Origin of the sequence: Paenibacillus glycanilyticus (assembly GCF_051200795.1) — a bacterium.
GTDB classification, from domain to species: Bacteria; Bacillota; Bacilli; order Paenibacillales; family Paenibacillaceae; genus Pristimantibacillus; species Pristimantibacillus glycanilyticus.
In genome coordinates, this window is record NZ_CP195155.1 from 5,827,875 (window position 1) to 5,843,749 (window position 15,875).

16 protein-coding genes are annotated in these 15,875 nt (G+C 52.2%); 3 read left to right on the forward strand and 13 right to left on the reverse strand.

Features of this window, described 5'->3' with window-relative positions:
- Window positions 1-13: 13 nt before the first annotated feature.
- The 4 genes from ACR9FF_RS26240 to ACR9FF_RS26255 are packed head-to-tail and all read right to left on the reverse strand — an operon-like array spanning window position 14 to window position 4,037.
- Window positions 14-961, reverse strand: coding sequence for an MTP-1 family protein (locus ACR9FF_RS26240; protein ID WP_435166463.1), 948 nt, complete (start codon window positions 959-961; stop codon window positions 14-16).
- A 24-nt stretch (window positions 962-985) separates the two neighbouring features.
- Complete coding sequence (locus ACR9FF_RS26245) at window positions 986-1,825, reverse strand: carbohydrate ABC transporter permease (RefSeq protein WP_201008285.1); 840 nt, start codon at window positions 1,823-1,825, stop codon at window positions 986-988.
- On the reverse strand, window positions 1,812-2,687 hold the full coding sequence (locus tag ACR9FF_RS26250; protein WP_435166467.1) for a carbohydrate ABC transporter permease: 876 nt from the start codon (window positions 2,685-2,687) through the stop codon (window positions 1,812-1,814). The genes ACR9FF_RS26245 and ACR9FF_RS26250 overlap by 14 nt, the downstream gene beginning before the upstream one ends.
- Window positions 2,688-2,702: 15 nt before the next feature.
- Window positions 2,703-4,037 carry an ABC transporter substrate-binding protein gene (locus ACR9FF_RS26255; protein ID WP_127492832.1) on the reverse strand — a complete coding sequence of 445 codons (1,335 nt, stop codon included), beginning with the start codon at window positions 4,035-4,037 and terminating at the stop codon, window positions 2,703-2,705.
- Between the two features lie 361 nt (window positions 4,038-4,398).
- On the opposite strand from ACR9FF_RS26255, the gene ACR9FF_RS26260 reads away from it, so the two are divergent.
- Complete coding sequence (locus ACR9FF_RS26260; protein WP_127492830.1) at window positions 4,399-5,424, forward strand: LacI family DNA-binding transcriptional regulator; 1,026 nt, start codon at window positions 4,399-4,401, stop codon at window positions 5,422-5,424.
- 106 nt (window positions 5,425-5,530) lie between these two features.
- Here the strand turns inward: ACR9FF_RS26260 and ACR9FF_RS26265 are convergent, their stop codons facing one another.
- The 4 genes from ACR9FF_RS26265 to speD form a co-directional block, all read right to left on the reverse strand.
- Window positions 5,531-6,076 carry a hypothetical protein gene (locus ACR9FF_RS26265; protein ID WP_127492828.1) on the reverse strand — a complete coding sequence of 182 codons (546 nt, stop codon included), beginning with the start codon at window positions 6,074-6,076 and terminating at the stop codon, window positions 5,531-5,533.
- Entirely contained in the window at window positions 6,060-6,653 is a 594-nt protein-coding gene (locus ACR9FF_RS26270; RefSeq protein WP_127492826.1) for an AAA family ATPase, read from the reverse strand. Before ACR9FF_RS26270 ends, ACR9FF_RS26265 begins: the two co-directional genes overlap by 17 nt.
- A 12-nt stretch (window positions 6,654-6,665) precedes the next feature.
- Window positions 6,666-7,154 (reverse strand): CYTH domain-containing protein, encoded by a 489-nt coding sequence (locus ACR9FF_RS26275; RefSeq protein ID WP_127492823.1) that lies wholly within the window; start codon window positions 7,152-7,154, stop codon window positions 6,666-6,668.
- 103 nt (window positions 7,155-7,257) lie between these two features.
- Window positions 7,258-8,067, reverse strand: a complete 810-nt coding sequence (gene speD / locus ACR9FF_RS26280) for an adenosylmethionine decarboxylase (protein ID WP_015846969.1) — start codon at window positions 8,065-8,067, stop codon at window positions 7,258-7,260.
- A gap of 156 nt (window positions 8,068-8,223) precedes the next feature.
- Here speD and ACR9FF_RS26285 point away from each other — a divergent pair, with 156 nt between their 5' ends.
- The gene (locus tag ACR9FF_RS26285; RefSeq protein ID WP_127492821.1) at window positions 8,224-8,436 is read left to right on the forward strand and encodes a hypothetical protein; all 213 of its coding nucleotides are present in this window, start codon (window positions 8,224-8,226) and stop codon (window positions 8,434-8,436) included.
- 63 nt (window positions 8,437-8,499) lie between these two features.
- Here ACR9FF_RS26285 and ACR9FF_RS26290 read toward each other — a convergent pair whose 3' ends face one another.
- The 4 genes from ACR9FF_RS26290 to ACR9FF_RS26305 all read right to left on the reverse strand — a co-directional run bounded on the left by ACR9FF_RS26290 (window position 8,500) and on the right by ACR9FF_RS26305 (window position 13,046).
- Window positions 8,500-8,871 (reverse strand): DUF779 domain-containing protein, encoded by a 372-nt coding sequence (locus tag ACR9FF_RS26290; RefSeq protein ID WP_127492818.1) that lies wholly within the window; start codon window positions 8,869-8,871, stop codon window positions 8,500-8,502.
- A 2-nt stretch (window positions 8,872-8,873) separates the two neighbouring features.
- The gene (gene adh, locus ACR9FF_RS26295) at window positions 8,874-10,394 is read right to left on the reverse strand and encodes an aldehyde dehydrogenase (protein ID WP_127492816.1); all 1,521 of its coding nucleotides are present in this window, start codon (window positions 10,392-10,394) and stop codon (window positions 8,874-8,876) included.
- A 194-nt stretch (window positions 10,395-10,588) separates the two neighbouring features.
- A complete protein-coding gene (htpG, locus tag ACR9FF_RS26300) occupies window positions 10,589-12,469 on the reverse strand; it encodes a molecular chaperone HtpG (protein WP_435166476.1) in 1,881 nt (626 codons plus the stop codon).
- Window positions 12,470-12,662: 193 nt separating this feature from the next.
- Entirely contained in the window at window positions 12,663-13,046 is a 384-nt protein-coding gene (locus tag ACR9FF_RS26305; RefSeq protein WP_164775399.1) for a cupredoxin domain-containing protein, read from the reverse strand.
- Between the two features lie 221 nt (window positions 13,047-13,267).
- Between ACR9FF_RS26305 and katA the strand changes: the two genes are divergently transcribed.
- Entirely contained in the window at window positions 13,268-14,767 is a 1,500-nt protein-coding gene (gene katA, locus ACR9FF_RS26310) for a catalase KatA (protein ID WP_435166480.1), read from the forward strand.
- A 92-nt stretch (window positions 14,768-14,859) separates the two neighbouring features.
- On the opposite strand, the gene ACR9FF_RS26315 is transcribed toward katA, so the two are convergent.
- Complete coding sequence (locus ACR9FF_RS26315) at window positions 14,860-15,858, reverse strand: type I glyceraldehyde-3-phosphate dehydrogenase (RefSeq protein WP_435166483.1); 999 nt, start codon at window positions 15,856-15,858, stop codon at window positions 14,860-14,862.
- Between the last annotated feature and the right edge of the window lie 17 nt (window positions 15,859-15,875).

A 15,875-nucleotide genomic window follows, 5' to 3' on the forward strand; every position in this document is an offset into this window, starting at 1 on the left:
ATACAATTCCAAATTACAAGCCGGCAAAAGGGTCAATGATGGTCAACACCTGCGCATCGGCATCGCTAATGCCGGCATACAACAAGGCGCTGCCGTCCTCCCGTCTCACAAGGCCGCCGCTAAAAACAACATCCTGCAAGTCCGGCCGCTTGGACGGTCCAGGCAGGAACCGGCTACGCTCGGCGATTATCTTCATATCGGTAAAAGAAGCGTCCTTCGGATCGTATACGAAGGCCATCGGATAATAATGCCGGTCCCCCGCTTCGTCGAAGCAGGCTGTATGGCCTAGCACACCCACTCGGCCGTCATTCAGCAAATGGGCTTCGTTAGCGCCGCCCCATTCACCTTCGGCGAATTGACCCTCGAGAAGAGGCGCGTCGTCGATAATTTTCGTCGTCAGGGCATCCAGCGAAGCCACCTGCGCAAAGCCGATCTTGCCGCGGCCGCCCTTCTCGCCCTGCGGGCGGGTGAAGACCCCAACGCTGCCGCCCGGAAGCTCAACAAGACGAATATCCTTCATGCCGTCCGGCCCTTTGAAGAAGGGTTTCAAATCGTGAATGCCGCTGCCGCGATAGAAGACCGTCCGCCACATAAGCGCGTCCTCCCGTTCCGGATGCGGATAAATCTCGACGCCTCCAAGCACGAGTTCCCCGCCGATCCGGCAGTGGAACGGATCCTGCAGCGCCAGCACGGGAGCGCCCTCAACGGGAAGCCACTTGCCGTGTTGTTCAGCGAAGAAGACCACGTCGGAATGCTCGCTGTCCCTCGATTCCACGCGTCCCGGAATAACGGTTATTTCGCCATCCTGGATGGGAGCGGCGATATTGTATACGTCTTTATCGCCTACGCCTTCAAAGACGATACGCGACGGGCTGTCGGCACGCGCACCAGAGGCGCGGTAAGCTTCAAGAAGCTCGGAGCAGGCCAACGGCCTGCGAGCAATTGGTTCTTGAACGGTCATGGTTCGTTTCCCCCAATGTTGATGTTATTTCAGGCTGAACTGCATGCCTTCTTGGAACTTCTTGCTGAATATAAGGAACATCACGATAATCGGCAGCGTCAGGATGGTTGAAGCCGCGTACAGAGGACCCGGATAAGACCCGTACGGTCCAAACATCTGGGACAATAACACGTTCAGCGTAAGCATCGAATCGCTCTTGACCGCGATCATATCCCATAGCAGCTCCGTCCACCGTTCCATCAGCAGGAACAGGAAGATGACGGTCGTGATCGACTTCGACATCGGCAGCATGATTCGGAACATGATTTTCAGATCGGACGCTCCGTCCAGCTTGGCCGCTTCGATGAAGACGGTCGGTACCGCCTTAAAGAAGTTCGTGTACATAAAAATCGCCCATAAACTGACGGCCTTCGGAATGATCAGCCCCAAATACGTATCGTACAAGCCCGCACGCTGAATAATCAGAAAAGACGGTACGAGCAGAATGATAGCCGGGAAGAACATATGAAACAGAACAAAGTTATTGATCGCGTTCCGGCCGAAGAAATTCAGCTTCGACAGCGCGTAAGCGACCATGATGCCGAAGAACATCATAAGCGCCGTTGAAGCGATCGAGACAAAGATACTGTTAAAAAAGGCGTTTAACCAAGGCCGTGTAATACCGGTCTCGCCGCCGCTGAAAAGCCATTCGTACGATTTTGTCGTAAACCGCGTAGGAAAGAGCTGCTTGTCGATCTGCGTCCAATCCGCGAAGGAGCTGAGTACCATATACAGGTATGGATACACCATAATGAGCAGAAGCACGGCCGCGATTCCGTATCGAACAGCTCTTCTCGTACCGCTGTGCTTTTTAGACCCAACCATTGCGCTTCCCCCACATCTCCAAAATTTTGCGAATAACGAAGATAGATATAAACGTCGCCACCGAAGCCAGCAGCGCTACCGCGGATGCGTAGCCAACCTGCATGTTCTGGAACGCCTGCTTGAAAATTTCCATCTGCCAGGTGTTCGTCGCATGACCCGGTCCGCCGCCGGTCAGCTGATACACCTCCGTGAAAATGCCAAAGGTAACGCCAAACGCCAGAATAAGCGTCGTATACAGCGAAGGATAGAGCAGCGGAAGCGTAATGCGCCAGAACCGCTGGCTGTCCTTCACGCCGTCAATCGCAGCGGCTTCATATACTTCCTTATCTATACTTTCAAGGCCTGAAGTAATAATAAGGGCGTAATAGCCCGTAAATTTCCATGCAAGAATCGCGCCAACCACGCAAAGCGCCGAGAATGGTGAACCAAGCCAGTTGATATCCAGCCCGATGCTGCGCAAAGAGACGTTTACGGGGCTTGTATAGGAAAGCAAGCCTTTTACGATAAGGGCGCTAACAACCCCGGAGCTCAGGTAAGGCAGGAAAAAGCCGATCAGGAACAGGCTTTTGAACCGGTTCAGCCCGTGCACGAGCACTGCCACCCCGATCGCCAATACGGTAACGAGCGGAACAAAGATCATCATGAACTTGTACGTATTCCAAAAAGCCGCATGCACGCTTGAATCCTGCAAAGCGTCCATAAAGTTGGCGAAGCCAACGAAATTAAAGGTCGGGGCGATCAAGTCCCAGTCCGTGATGGACAGGAAGAACGACCAGATCAGCGGTCCGAAAAAGAAGATCAAGGAATAGATGAGATAAGGGCTGGTAAATAACCAGCCCAACTTGTTATTGCGTTGGTCCATGAGTAGGAGCCTCCCTTACTTCAGGGCTTTTTCCAAAGCGGACTTCATCGCCGCCCAGCCCTCCGTCGGAGCGATTTCGCCTTTGACGACTTTATTGAATGCCTGCTCGCCGATAATCGTCTGCAGGTCGTTGTATTTGGCGTTGTCCATCGGCGGCACGGCATTCGGCACGTTATCCGCGTATGGCTTGAGCTGCGGTTTCGCGTCCAGAATCGCCTTAAACGATTCGTTTGTCGACAAGTCGTCGCGCGCCGGCGGCAGATTGGTCTGCTCGAACCACTTGGCGTCGTTCTTTGCGTCGCTGTACACCCACTTGATGAAATCAAGGGCTGCCTGCTGCTGTTCTTTCGTCGCGGAAGCGTAGATGACAAGTCCTTTCGTATCGGCGAACGTTTTGCTTTGCGCCGGATCAACGTCGTCCGGAACAGGAGGCATGCTGAGCGCATACGTTTCGTTAAACTTCAGGTTAGGATATTTTTCTGCCCAGGTGGTGAAGGTCCATGGCCCAACGTCGGTGAAGATGCCCGTTCCGTTCTCGAACGGATCCGTCACCTGACGGGAAAGAAGACCGTTCTCCTTGCGCAGGTTATCTACGAAAGTAAGCACTTCGGTTCCTGCTTTCTCGTCCCCGGTGAACTGATCGCCTTCGATGAACTTGTTGCCGTTCGATGCCGCGTCATACAGCATGTAGAAGTCGAACCAGCGTTTCCAAGCCGTGGGATCCGCGAGATCCGGCTTCGCCCAAAGGAACTTCTTGTCCCCGTATTTCGCCTTCAGCTTCTTCGTCACTTCAAGAACTTCGCTGTAAGTTTTAGGCGGTTCGTTATAGCCAAGCTCCTTCAGTACATCCAGGCGCCAGCCGAACAGCATCGGGTTGGAGTAGATCGGCAGCACGTACTGATGGCCGTCGGCGAACTTCCATGGCTCGATCGTTTTGGTCATGTTGCGTCCTTGAATAATATCGTTGTAGCCTTCCAGCGTATCGAGCGGTACCAGCGCCTGACTGTTGGACAGCTGAGCAGCGAAGCCGCGGTTAATGTTCTCGGAGATCGTTGGCGCGCTCTTCGCCGCGATGGCCGATTGAATGCTGGCCTCCGACGTCGGCGATTCCTTGATGGCGCTGACGTTGATCTTCACCTTGTCGTTCGTTGCTTCGTAAGCCTTGGCAAGCTCCTGCCAATAAGCCTGCTGGGTCGGGTTTGGAGCCGCCCAAAACTCGATAGTCGTAACCTTGCCTGCGCCCGACGAGCTGTTTCCCGTCTGATTCTGGCCGCCTTGGCCTGTCGAGCAGGCACTCAGCATTCCAAGCGCCACGATAGTGGTAAGCAGAACCGGTGCTTTTTTCTTCATGGAACAATGACCTCCCAAAAGCATGATTTTATAATGACAAATTTAATCCCGTCATGTTGCATCGCATGACATAAAGTGACTGGAAGCGTTTACGACCCTTATTATGCGCTGTCATTATTGTCTTGTCAAGTGATTACAGTAATAATCATCTTCAAAACAACATTACTAATTGCTTTACTTATTTGTTTTGTAACGTTACAATAGGCAGTGAACAAACCGTTCCTCCTTCCTTTTTCAAATACCGGAAGTGCGTCTTGACACACTTTCGAGGAACGGGAACAATTAAAGAAAACGAGCATTATTTTAGCGTTCTTGCGCATAAGCGCAGCGCCGAAATCAAGTCCCGACGGAGGTTGACCTCGTGAACAGAAAAGTTACGATGCAGGATATCGCAGACAAGCTAAGCTTGTCCAAGAATTCCATATCTCAAGCGCTCACCGGCAAACCGGGCGTAAGCGACGAGACGCGCCGATTGATCATGCAGACGGCGGACGACATGGGTTATGTATACAGCAAGCGGGTCGACCAGCCGGCATCGCCGCAATCGGCTCCGCGTACGATCGCCCTGATCGCTTCGAATTACGCATTCTCTATGAAAAGCTTCTTCGGCGATATTTATCTCAGCGTCGACAAAGAATTGAAGCAAAAAGGCATTGAGCTTATTATCCAATCCATCAGCCCGGAGGATGCCGCTTCCCTTACGCTGCCGCCGTTTATTCAACAACGCGCGGTTGACGGCATTCTTATTTTGTCTCATATAACGACGCCTTATATTCAAGCGGTTCTCGACACCGGAATTCCTTCCGTGTTGATTGACCATCACCATCCGGACCTCGCTGCCGACTCTATTCTGACGAACAACCGGTTCAGCGCATACGAGGCTATCCGCCATCTGGCTAATTTGGGACATAAGAAAATCGGGTACATGGGAAATATCCGTTTCTCGCCAAGCTATTACGAAAGGCTCGAGGGAATGCGGCTGGCCGCTTTCGAGCTTGGCATCGAACTTAAGGAAGAGTGGCTTGTAACCGCGGCGAAGGAAGAAAGCGGAGAAATCCGAACGCTCCTGGAGGGAATAACCGATCTACCGACCGCCTGGTTCTGCGTCAACGACGGCTTTGGCTTTATGGTGAATTCGGCTTTGCAGCAGATGGGGCTACGCGTTCCGGAGGATGTCTCCGTCGTCAGCTTTGACAACGGTTACTTGTCGAAGCTCGCCACTCCGCCAATCACAACCGTAGATGTCGATCTTCATCTGTACGCGCGCTGCGCCGTCGAGAAATTGATCAGCCGGCTTAACGATTCGGAACAGCCGCGGACGGAGACCCTGCTCTCCACCAAGCTGCTCGTAAGAGGCTCTACCGGTCCGGCTTTGCAGCAGAATTAAGCTTCTTCCTTACGTTAGGCACAAAAAAAGCGGCCAGCATGAATCATGCTCGGCCACTCTTTCATCCACGATGCTTATGTAAGCGTTCTGTCTTGTTCTAAATGTTCTAAAGCTGCTCCAGCGCCTCAAGCGTAAGCAGCATATGCTCGATCAGCTCGGGTAAATCATTCATTTGCTCCTCGTCAATGCGGCGGTTGAAACGAAGCTCCACAGCGTTCTTGTACAGGTTGCCGCCCCCGCTCTTGCTTCCGTATACGAAGCTAAGCGTCTGGGTGAGCGAGACCTCCGCCCCCCATTGCTCCCTTACGGCCGTCTGTATTCGCTGGCAATGCGTTTCCGCATCGGGCATAGCCAAATGGAACAGCAAACGAAGACTGCAGCCCGGCGGCTCGCCTTCCTGCAGCTCCAGCAGCTCCGTCGCCAGGTCGCGGAGCGAGGTATCCAGCCGGATTTCCCCGATAATCCGCTTCTGCCGGTCGCTGCCGGCTAATACGAATTGCAGGGCGAACTCGCGGCACATCACCGCCATATCCAGCCGATCCACGCGGTTAACGATCCGGATCCGTTCGTCCAGGTTATCCAGATCATACAGCTGATTTTCCAGAGCGACCTTCAAATTATCGAAGATAGTCGGGTCAAATAACATCGCCATACACGAACTCCTCCAACCGTTCTAAAGCCGCTTCGTCAAAAGGACGCGAATTGTCGTAATACAGAACCGACGATTCCGGCAGCTCCCACGCAAGCGATCTGCGCCCAAGCGAACGGGAGAATGAATCCCAATGCACCAGCTTATATTGATCCGTCGCAAGCCCGCGCTCCTCGATCCGGCTGTAATGCATAGCCTCATCCTGCAAGTAAACCACAACCGCCTTCACATCGACATCGTCCAGGGAAAAGCCGGCTGAAGCCAGCTCCTTCACAATCCACGAAGGGTCGCTGATTTCCTTCGTAAACGGCCCGATGACGAAGGCATCCGTCCCAACGCCGACGTTTTCGAGCGCGGCATCCATCGTAATCCGGTAGCCGAGATCGCGGCACAGCTTCTTATAGTCTTCCGAATCGCGGTCATTCGGGTCCAGCCCGGCAACCGTCATAATCTGAACGGCTGCTGGCCGCAGCATCGTATCCATATCGAATACCGCCGCGCCGCGCTTACGGGCAAGCGCTTTGGCCAGCGTTGTTTTCCCCGCTCCGGCGCCGCCGACGAAAAATACAAGCTTTCGCATGACTTCCGCCCCCTACTTCCGCTGCAGCTGCTTCCAGACGGTCTTGTTGCTGTATTCCTTCGAGCTGCTGATGTCTTGGCCGAACCATTCCGGCGCCTCGAACGAAAGAGCGGCTTCCTCGGAATCGAACTCCACCTCAAGGACGGTCAGTTGAATCTGGTCGTAAATATCAATCTCTATCTGAGCGCCGTTCCATTCCGCCGTTATCCGGTTTTTCGTCAAGGCAACGGCGCCAAACGCTTTCACGACCTGCTCGTATAGCCCCTCGTTGATCTCGTACTCGACTTCCTCGCGCTTAATGCCGAATCCCTTCTTGAACGTGTGCGTGTAGGTAACCTCTCCGTTATCCAAATCCGTAATCCGGCGGACGCGCAGCTCCTGATCGGCCTCCAGCGCCAGGTAAGTCTGCTCGATTCGCTGCTCCGAGCGCACCCGAATTCGGTCTCCCAACTGCTCGTATGGTACGGCCAGCAGAAATTTGCGTTCGATCTCTAATGCCATGAATACTTCTCCCCCATAAACATGAATTTGCTTAATCATATCACAATCCGCCGCTTGGACGCGCCAAAAAACCGGGAGATGCCTCATCCCCCGGTCCACAGCGTCATTTAATATTTTTCCCGTAAAAAATCTCGTACATCTCGTCCGTCAGCCGCTCCGTAATTTCCTTCTGCTCGTCCATGCTCAGCTTGTCCTTCGTGTAGCCGAACAGGTAGTTATTGAGATCGAATTCCCGCAGCTTGCATTTGGTGTGAAAAATATTTTCCTGATAGACATTTACGTCAATCATGTCGTATTGGTCGATAACCTCGTCCGGAATGTAATTCTGGATCGAATTGATATCGTGGTCGATAAACAGCTTGTTGCCGTTAATATCCCTCGTAAACCCCCGAACCCGGTAATCGATTGTCATTATGTCCGTATCAAACGAATGAATCAAATAATTCAGCGCCTTAAGCGGCGAAATCTCCCCGCAGGTTGCCACGTCGATATCGGCGCGGAACGTGCTGATTCCTTCGCTCGGATGATATTCGGGATACGTATGAACGGTAATATGGCTCTTGTCCAGCTGCAGCACCACATTGTCCGGAAGCGGACCCGGCGACTCGTCAAACGTCGATTCGGTCGGCACCTCCACGATTGGCCCTTCCGAGACCAGGATCGTAACGCTGGCGCCTTGCGGCACGTAATCCTGCTTGGCAATGTTCAGGACATGCGCGCCGATGATGTCGGCAACCTGCTTCAATATTTTCGTAAGCCGGTCGGAATTGTACTGCTCGTCGATGTATTCGATGTAGGCTTCGCGTTCTTCCTTCGTCTTCGTATAACAGATATCGTACATATTGAAGCTGAGCGACTTCGTCAAATTGTTAAAACCATGCAGCGTAATCCGCTGCTCGGGCGTAAACTTCACCTTCAATCCCCCCGTTCCTAACTCTTCCACTACTATTACCCATTTTTCCGGGGCTGATTCAAATTATGGCAATAATCTCATGTTGAAGGCAGGTGCGGGATAAGCCTTTTATGGTATACTGCTTCAATAAAGAATTGCATTGGAGGGCCAGCAATCATGAAAATTTACGTCGTTGTCTCGTTCACGGAGGACGGGATGGAAAATGTATACGTCGGCGATGACCAGGAAAAGGTGCAGTCGCTGAACCCGGATGACTTCGAGAACAGCGATGCGCTGTTCGTCGAGATTTGGGAAGACGGCGAGAAGACCGACGAATACCGCGTCGGCTCGTACGAAGAGGACGAAGAAGACGAGGAACCCGAGAACTAATCGTACGCCAAAAACGGTCCCCGCGATGCCTGATGCAAGGCAAAGCGGGGACCGTTTTTTATTTTACAGCAAACCTAAGCTTCGCAGCTCCCCGGCGGTAAAGACGCGGGATCTCGTCAAGAAGCGCAATCCCTCCGGTCCTTCCAGCGAGAACATCCCTCCTCGCCCGGGAACAACGTCGATGATCAGCTGCGTGTTTTTCCAATAGTCGTATTGCGCCTTGGTCATATAAAACGGCGCGCCGCCAATCTCGCCAAGCAATACATCCTGATCGCCGATCAGGAATTCGCCCTGCGGGAAGCACATCGGCGAGCTGCCGTCGCAGCATCCGCCCGACTGATGGAACATGACGTCGCCATGCTTAGCCCGAATCCGTCCGATTAGCTCAAGCGCGCTTTCCGTGGCAAGCACCTTAAGTACGGTTTCCGCGGCCATAATTAGAAGAAGCCTAACGCATCGGGGCTGTAGCTGACGAGCAGGTTCTTCGTCTGCTGGTAATGCGACAGCATCATCTTGTGGTTCTCGCGGCCAACGCCGGACATTTTGTAGCCGCCAAACGCCGCATGCGCCGGGTAAGCATGGTAGCAGTTCGTCCAGACGCGGCCCGCTTCGATCTGGCGGCCCATCCGGAAGGCTGCGTTGATGTCCCGCGTCCATACGCCGGCGCCAAGCCCGTACAGCGTATCATTGGCAATCGCCAGCGCTTCCTCCGGCGTGCCGAAGGTGGTGACGGCAACAACCGGCCCAAAGATCTCCTCTTGGAAAATCCGCATGCCGTTATTGCCGCGAAGCACGGTCGGCTGAATATAGTAGCCCTGCGAAATATCACCCTCGACAGCCGCGCGGCCTCCGCCAATCAGGCATTCGGCGCCTTCTTGGCGGCCGATGTCGATGTAGCTTAAGATTTTCTCCATTTGCTCGGTGGACACCTGCGCTCCGATCATCGTATCCGTGTCGAGCGGATTCCCCTGCTTGATGGATGCAACACGCCGCAGCGCCTTCTCCATAAAGCTGTCGTAGATCGACTCCTGGATCAGCGCGCGGGACGGACAGGTACATACTTCCCCTTGATTCAGCGCAAACAGCGTAAAGCCTTCCAGCGCCTTGTCGAACAAGGCGTCATCCTTGGCCATAATATCCTCGAAGAAAATGTTTGGCGATTTGCCGCCAAGCTCGAGCGTTACCGGAATGAGATTTTGCGAGGCGTATTGCATGATGAGGCGGCCGGTTGTCGTCTCGCCCGTGAAGGCAATCTTCGCAATCCGGTTGCTTGAGGCAAGCGGCTTGCCCGCTTCCAGCCCAAAGCCGTTAACGATGTTAACGACGCCCGCAGGCAGCAGATCCTCGATCAGCTCCATCAGCACGCAGATCGAAGCCGGCGTCTGCTCCGCGGGCTTCAGCACGACGCAGTTGCCGGCCGCAAGCGCCGGAGCAAGCTTCCAAGTCGCCATGAGCAGCGGGAAGTTCCACGGGATGATCTGGCCTACGACGCCAAGCGGCTCATGATAATGGTAAGCAACCGTATCGTTGTCGAGCTGGCTGAGCGAGCCCTCCTGCGCGCGGATGCAGCCGGCGAAATACCGGAAATGATCGATCGCAAGCGGCAGGTCGGCTGCCAGGCATTCGCGGATCGGCTTGCCGTTATCCCAGGTCTCGGCAACGGCGAGCGTCTCCAGATTGCTCTCGATCCGGTCGGCAATCCGGTTCAGGATGTTCGCGCGCTCCGCCGCGGAGGTCCGTCCCCAGGCTGCTTTTGCCGCATGCGCCGCGTCCAGCGCAAGCTCGATATCCTCCGATGTGGAACGGGCTATTTCGCAGAAGGCCGCGTTGTTCACGGGAGAAACGTTTTCGAAATATTGGCCTTGCGTTGGCGGCGTCCAGCGGCCCCCTATGTAGTTCTCGTACCGTTTCTTGAACGTAATCTTCGAATCCTGCTTACCCGGCTCAGCGTAAATCATGGGCTAACCATCCCCTTTTCGAAAAGTAGCTTGCTAGCGTTATTGAGAGATTCCGAAGCGCAGTTTCACGAAAACGCTACCATAGTGATACAAGCTTATGCATGGCAGGTTGATGATAGAACGAGCACGCAAAAAAGCCGGTCCCACAAGGGGACCGGCTTCGTCTGCTGTTTGTTGTCTGCCAAGACAGACGTTTACAGCATGATTTTGCAAATATCGTTCGTGAACTGAACCGGATCCTGCACCGTCAAGCCTTCGATCAGAAGAGCTTGATTGAACAGCAGGCTCGTATAGAGGCTCAGCTTTGTTTTATCGGTTGCGTAAGCATCCTTCAGTGCCTTGAACACGTCATGGTTCACGTTGATTTCGAGCACCTTGCTGGCCTTCACGTCCTGGCTGTTAGGCATCGCCTTCAGCACCTTCTCCATCTCAATCGTCACTTCGCCTTCGGAAGACAAGCAGACCGGATGGGATTTGAGACGCTTCGAAGCTTTGACGCCCGTTACGTTGTCGCCAAGAATTTCTTGCATGGCCGCGAACAGATCCTTGTTGTCGTTAGCTTCTTCTTCGGTTTGCTTCTCCGCTTCATCCGCTTCGATGCCAAGGTCGCCGCTCGACACGTTTTTGAACGACTTGTCTTTGTACGTGCCAATCATCTTGATCGCGAACTCGTCGATATCGTCGGTGAAGTAGAGCAGCTCATACCCTTTGTCCGTTACGATCTCGGCTTGAGGCAGCTTCTCCAGACGTTCGATCGACTCGCCTGACGCGTAGTAGATAAACTTCTGGTCTTCCGGCATGCGGGATACGTATTCCTCAAGCGTAACCTGCTTCTTCTCCTTCGAAGAGTAGAACAGCAGCAGATCCTGCAAGGTATCCTTGTTCGCGCCGTAATCGTTGTACACGCCAAACTTCAGCTGACGGCCAAACGCTTTGTAGAAGCCTTCGTACTTCTCGCGTTCTTCCTTCAGCAGGCTCTGCAGCGTGCTTTTGATTTTGTTCTTGATGTTTTTCGCGATCAGCTGCAATTGACGGTCATGCTGCAGCAGCTCCCGGGAAATGTTCAGCGACAGATCCTCGGAATCGACCATCCCTTTCACGAAGCTGAAATAGTCCGGCAGCAGGTCCGCGCATTTGTCCATAATAAGAACGCCGTTCGAGTAGAGCTCCAGCCCTTTTTCGAATTCCTTCGTGTAGTAGTCAAACGGCGTATTTTCCGGGATAAAGAGAATCGCATTATAGACTACCGCGCCGTCCGCGCTGATATGAAGATGCTTCAGCGGCTTGTCGAAGCCGTAACGCTTCTCGAAGTAGAAGTTGTCGTAGTCTTCCTGCGTCAGCTCGTTTTTGTTTTTGCGCCAGATCGGAACCATGCTGTTGATCGTTTGTTCCTCTTGGTATTCCTCGAACTCGCCTTCGCTGCCTTCTTTGGGACGCTGGCCCTTCACATCCATCTTGATCGGGTAACGGATAAAGTCCGAGTACTTCTTAATGATCGATCTCAGGCGGTACTCTTCGAGGAACTCGTCGTAATTGTCGTCCTCGGTGTTCGGCTTGATCGTCATGATGATATCGGTGCCCACATCCGCTTTGTCCGCAGAGGTAATCGTGTAGCCGTCAGCGCCTTCCGACTCCCACTTGAACGCTTCGCCTGAGCCCAGCGCGCGGCTGATGACTTCAACCTTGTCCGCCACCATAAACGCGGAGTAGAAGCCTACGCCGAATTGGCCGATAATGTTGTGGTCGTCCTTCGCTTCGTTCTCCTTCTTGAACGCCAGCGACCCGCTCTTCGCAATAACGCCAAGGTTGTTTTCCAGCTCCTCCTGCGTCATGCCGATACCCGTATCCGAGAGGATCAGCTTACGGTTATCTTTATCCACCGTTACCTTTATGTAATAGCTCTCTTTGTTGAATACCAGCTGGTCGTCCGTCAGTGCTCTGTAGTAGATTTTATCAATCGCGTCGCTGGCATTCGAGATAAGCTCTCTCAAGAAAATTTCGCGCTGCGTGTAAATGGAGTTGATCATCATCTCCAGCAGCCGTTTCGATTCCGCTTTGAACTGTTGCTTTTCCATTCGTGTGATGTTCTCCTTCCAATATCGTGAGTTTGCGTTAGCACTCTCCGTGTTGGAGTGCTAAACCTTGCCTTTACTATATAATATGGAGATTTTGGGTGTCAACCGGATATAGGGAATGACTCTAATAAAATAAAAAAACTCCGTCCTCCAAGGACGAAGTTATCGTTTGCATCTTTAATGAACCTTCTATTTATTCAACTATAAGTTTAGCCTTCATATTGGCGTGGCCTGAGCCGCACATAACATTACAGAAGAATTCATACGTACCCGCCTCATTTATTGTCACAACCTCGGAATCACCGGAGTGCAGTTCTTTGATTTTAAGGTCCTTAAATGCAAGGCTATGTACGCCGGACCCCGAATCTAACGTCAGCTTAACGGCTTCTCCTTTTTTAATTCTGTACTCGGCTTTATCAAACTCCCAGTTCTTTGCCTTGATAACGACTTCATTCGCAGTTGTGTTTGACTCTTCACCAGCTCCTGATTGAACTTCTTCATTTTTACCGGCTCCACATGCCGTTAGCAATAGGACATACGCAACAATAATGACGAAAACCCATGTTATACGAGACACGCTATCCCCTCCTTGTGATGGTAATAGCTTAAATCCTTCCATTTATATCTATCAATACGTCTATCTCTATATCTGTCATAGGAATCTCTAATATCGATGGGGACCACGCCTTTTTTCACACAGACTTTTTTAAAGATATAAACGATAGCTATAACTTATATAGACAGACTCCTATTGATCGAAGCACAAAATGGATACTAAGATATTTCTAATGCCCAGCCATGATTGGATTGTGCGAATTGAACATATCGGAGGTATTTAAATTGGAATTGAAAAGAGACCAATTAACGACAAGCTGGGGAGCTCCGGTGGGAGATAACCAGAATTCGATGACAGCCGGCTCCCGGGGTCCAACGCTTATTCAAGACGTTCATCTTCTCGAGAAGCTAGCTCACTTCAATCGCGAACGAGTTCCTGAACGCGTCGTGCATGCGAAAGGTGCCGGCGCGCACGGCTATTTCGAAGTCACCCGTGACGTATCGTCCTATACAAAAGCCGGCTTTTTGTCCGAGGTTGGCAAACGTACGCCCGTGTTTGTACGCTTCTCCACGGTTGCAGGCGAACTCGGCTCCGCGGATACCGTCCGTGACCCTCGCGGCTTTGCCGTCAAATTTTATACCGAAGAAGGGAACTATGATTTGGTAGGAAACAACACCCCTGTCTTCTTCATCAGAGATGCTATTAAATTTCCCGATTTCATCCATACTCAGAAAAGACATCCTCAAACCCACCTGAAGAATCCAAACGCCGTATGGGATTTCTGGTCTTTGTCCCCCGAGTCCCTGCACCAAGTATCCATCTTGATGTCCGACCGCGGCATCCCCGCTACGCTCCGTCATATGCACGGTTACGGCAGCCACACGTTTAAGTGGGTGAATGCGGATGGACAAGCTGCTTGGATCAAGTATCATTTCAGAACGGAGCAAGGGGTCAAAAACCTGGATGTTGAGCTAGCTGCCAAGCTGGCCGGCGATAATCCCGATTATCATATTGAGGATCTGCAGACTGCCATAGAGCAGGCAGACTTCCCTTCATGGAAGCTGTATGTTCAAATCATGCCGCTTGAGGATGCGAATACCTATCGTTTCGACCCGTTCGACGTAACGAAAGTCTGGTCGCAAAAAGACTACCCTCTTATCGAGGTTGGGCGTATGGTACTCGACCGTAATCCGGATAATTATTTTGCCGAGGTGGAACAAGCTGCTTTCTCTCCCGGAGCCTTCGTACCGGGTATTGAAGCTTCTCCGGATAAAATGCTTCAAGGACGTTTATTCGCCTATGCCGATGCGCATCGCTACCGGGTTGGCACAAACCATAACACGCTTCCCATTAATAAGCCTGTTGTCGAAGTGAATAATAACCAGCGCGATGGTCAGATGCGTTATGACCGCAATGGGGGGAGCTCGGTATATTATGAACCGAACAGCTACGGGGGAGCGTCCGAATCCGTTGTATCCAGGACAGCCTCGTTTGAAGTATCCGGTTCAGCGGGCAGTGCCCCATATGACAATAATGACCATTACACGCAGCCCGGCGATCTGTACCGGTTGCTTAGCGCGGAAGAGCGCGGGCGTCTCGTAAACAACATCGTAAATGCCATGAGACCGGTTGATAAGGATGAAATCAAACTTCGTCAAATCATGCATTTTTATAAAGCCGATCCCGAATGGGGAAATGCGGTTGCCGAGGGGCTTGGTTTGAGAGTTACGGAGTTGGCTTAATCCATTCCCTCATTAAAACAATCAAAAAGCAGTTACTCGAAAGCTAATAATAGCCTGAGTAACTGCTCTTTTTTCGTTATAAAAGGAATGAATTATTTTGCGGCAAGAAAAGCGGCAACCTCGGCTAGCCGGGAAGCGTAACCCCATTCATTATCGTACCAAGCGGCTACGGATAATAACCCGCCCTGCACTTGCGTCAATGGCAGATCGATAATGGAGGAATGAGAATCCCCTACAATGCGGGAAGAGGCCCATTCGCCTTCCAATACATCTAAAACTCCCTTAAGCTCCCCTTCGCTAGCGGCCAAGCGGAACATGTCATTGATCTCTTGAACGGAGCATGGTTTCTCCGTGATCAGATTAAGCTCCGCGATACTGCCTGTGCGAGTCGGGATTCGGTAAGCCTTGCCCGTTATTTGAAGATCGCTCCAAATAAACTTGAGCGCCTTAGCTGCTCCCGAGGAGGAAGGAATGATATTTTCCGCTGCCGCCCAGGAGTCCCGGCGATCCTTCATAGGCTGATCCGTTAAGGATTGCGTGTTGGTATAAGAATGTACCGTGGAGAACAGGCCGTATTTAATGCCGTAATTTTCCTTAACCAATTTCACCACGGGTGCCAGCGCATTGGTTGTACAGCTGGCCATGCTAATAATTTTATGCTTATCCGGATCAAAGCTGTCGAGATTAATGCCTTTAAGCAGAACAGCGTCGCAGTCCTCGAGACTTTTGCTCGGCCCGCTGACAAGCACGCGCTTGGCACCGCGATCGAGATGCATTTGAGCAACGGGTCTGGTCACGGCGCGTCCCGTACAGTCAATGACCAGCTCAACGCCTAGTTCTCCCCAATTCGGCACTTCACTGGACGAGTTCATATAGCGGATTTCGCGTCCGCCTATGATAATTGCTCCTTCGCGGCCCACAACCTCTTCAGGCCAACGTTTGTAATTCGTATCCACCTCAAAAAGCGCCGCAAGCACGGATTCCTCTTTTATATCAGAAATCGAATACGGTACAAAAAGCTTCTCCTGAAGCGCTACTCGAAGCAGTTGCCGACCGATGCGCCCGAATCCGAAAATTGCAATCTTACTCATGGAATTCTCCCCTTATC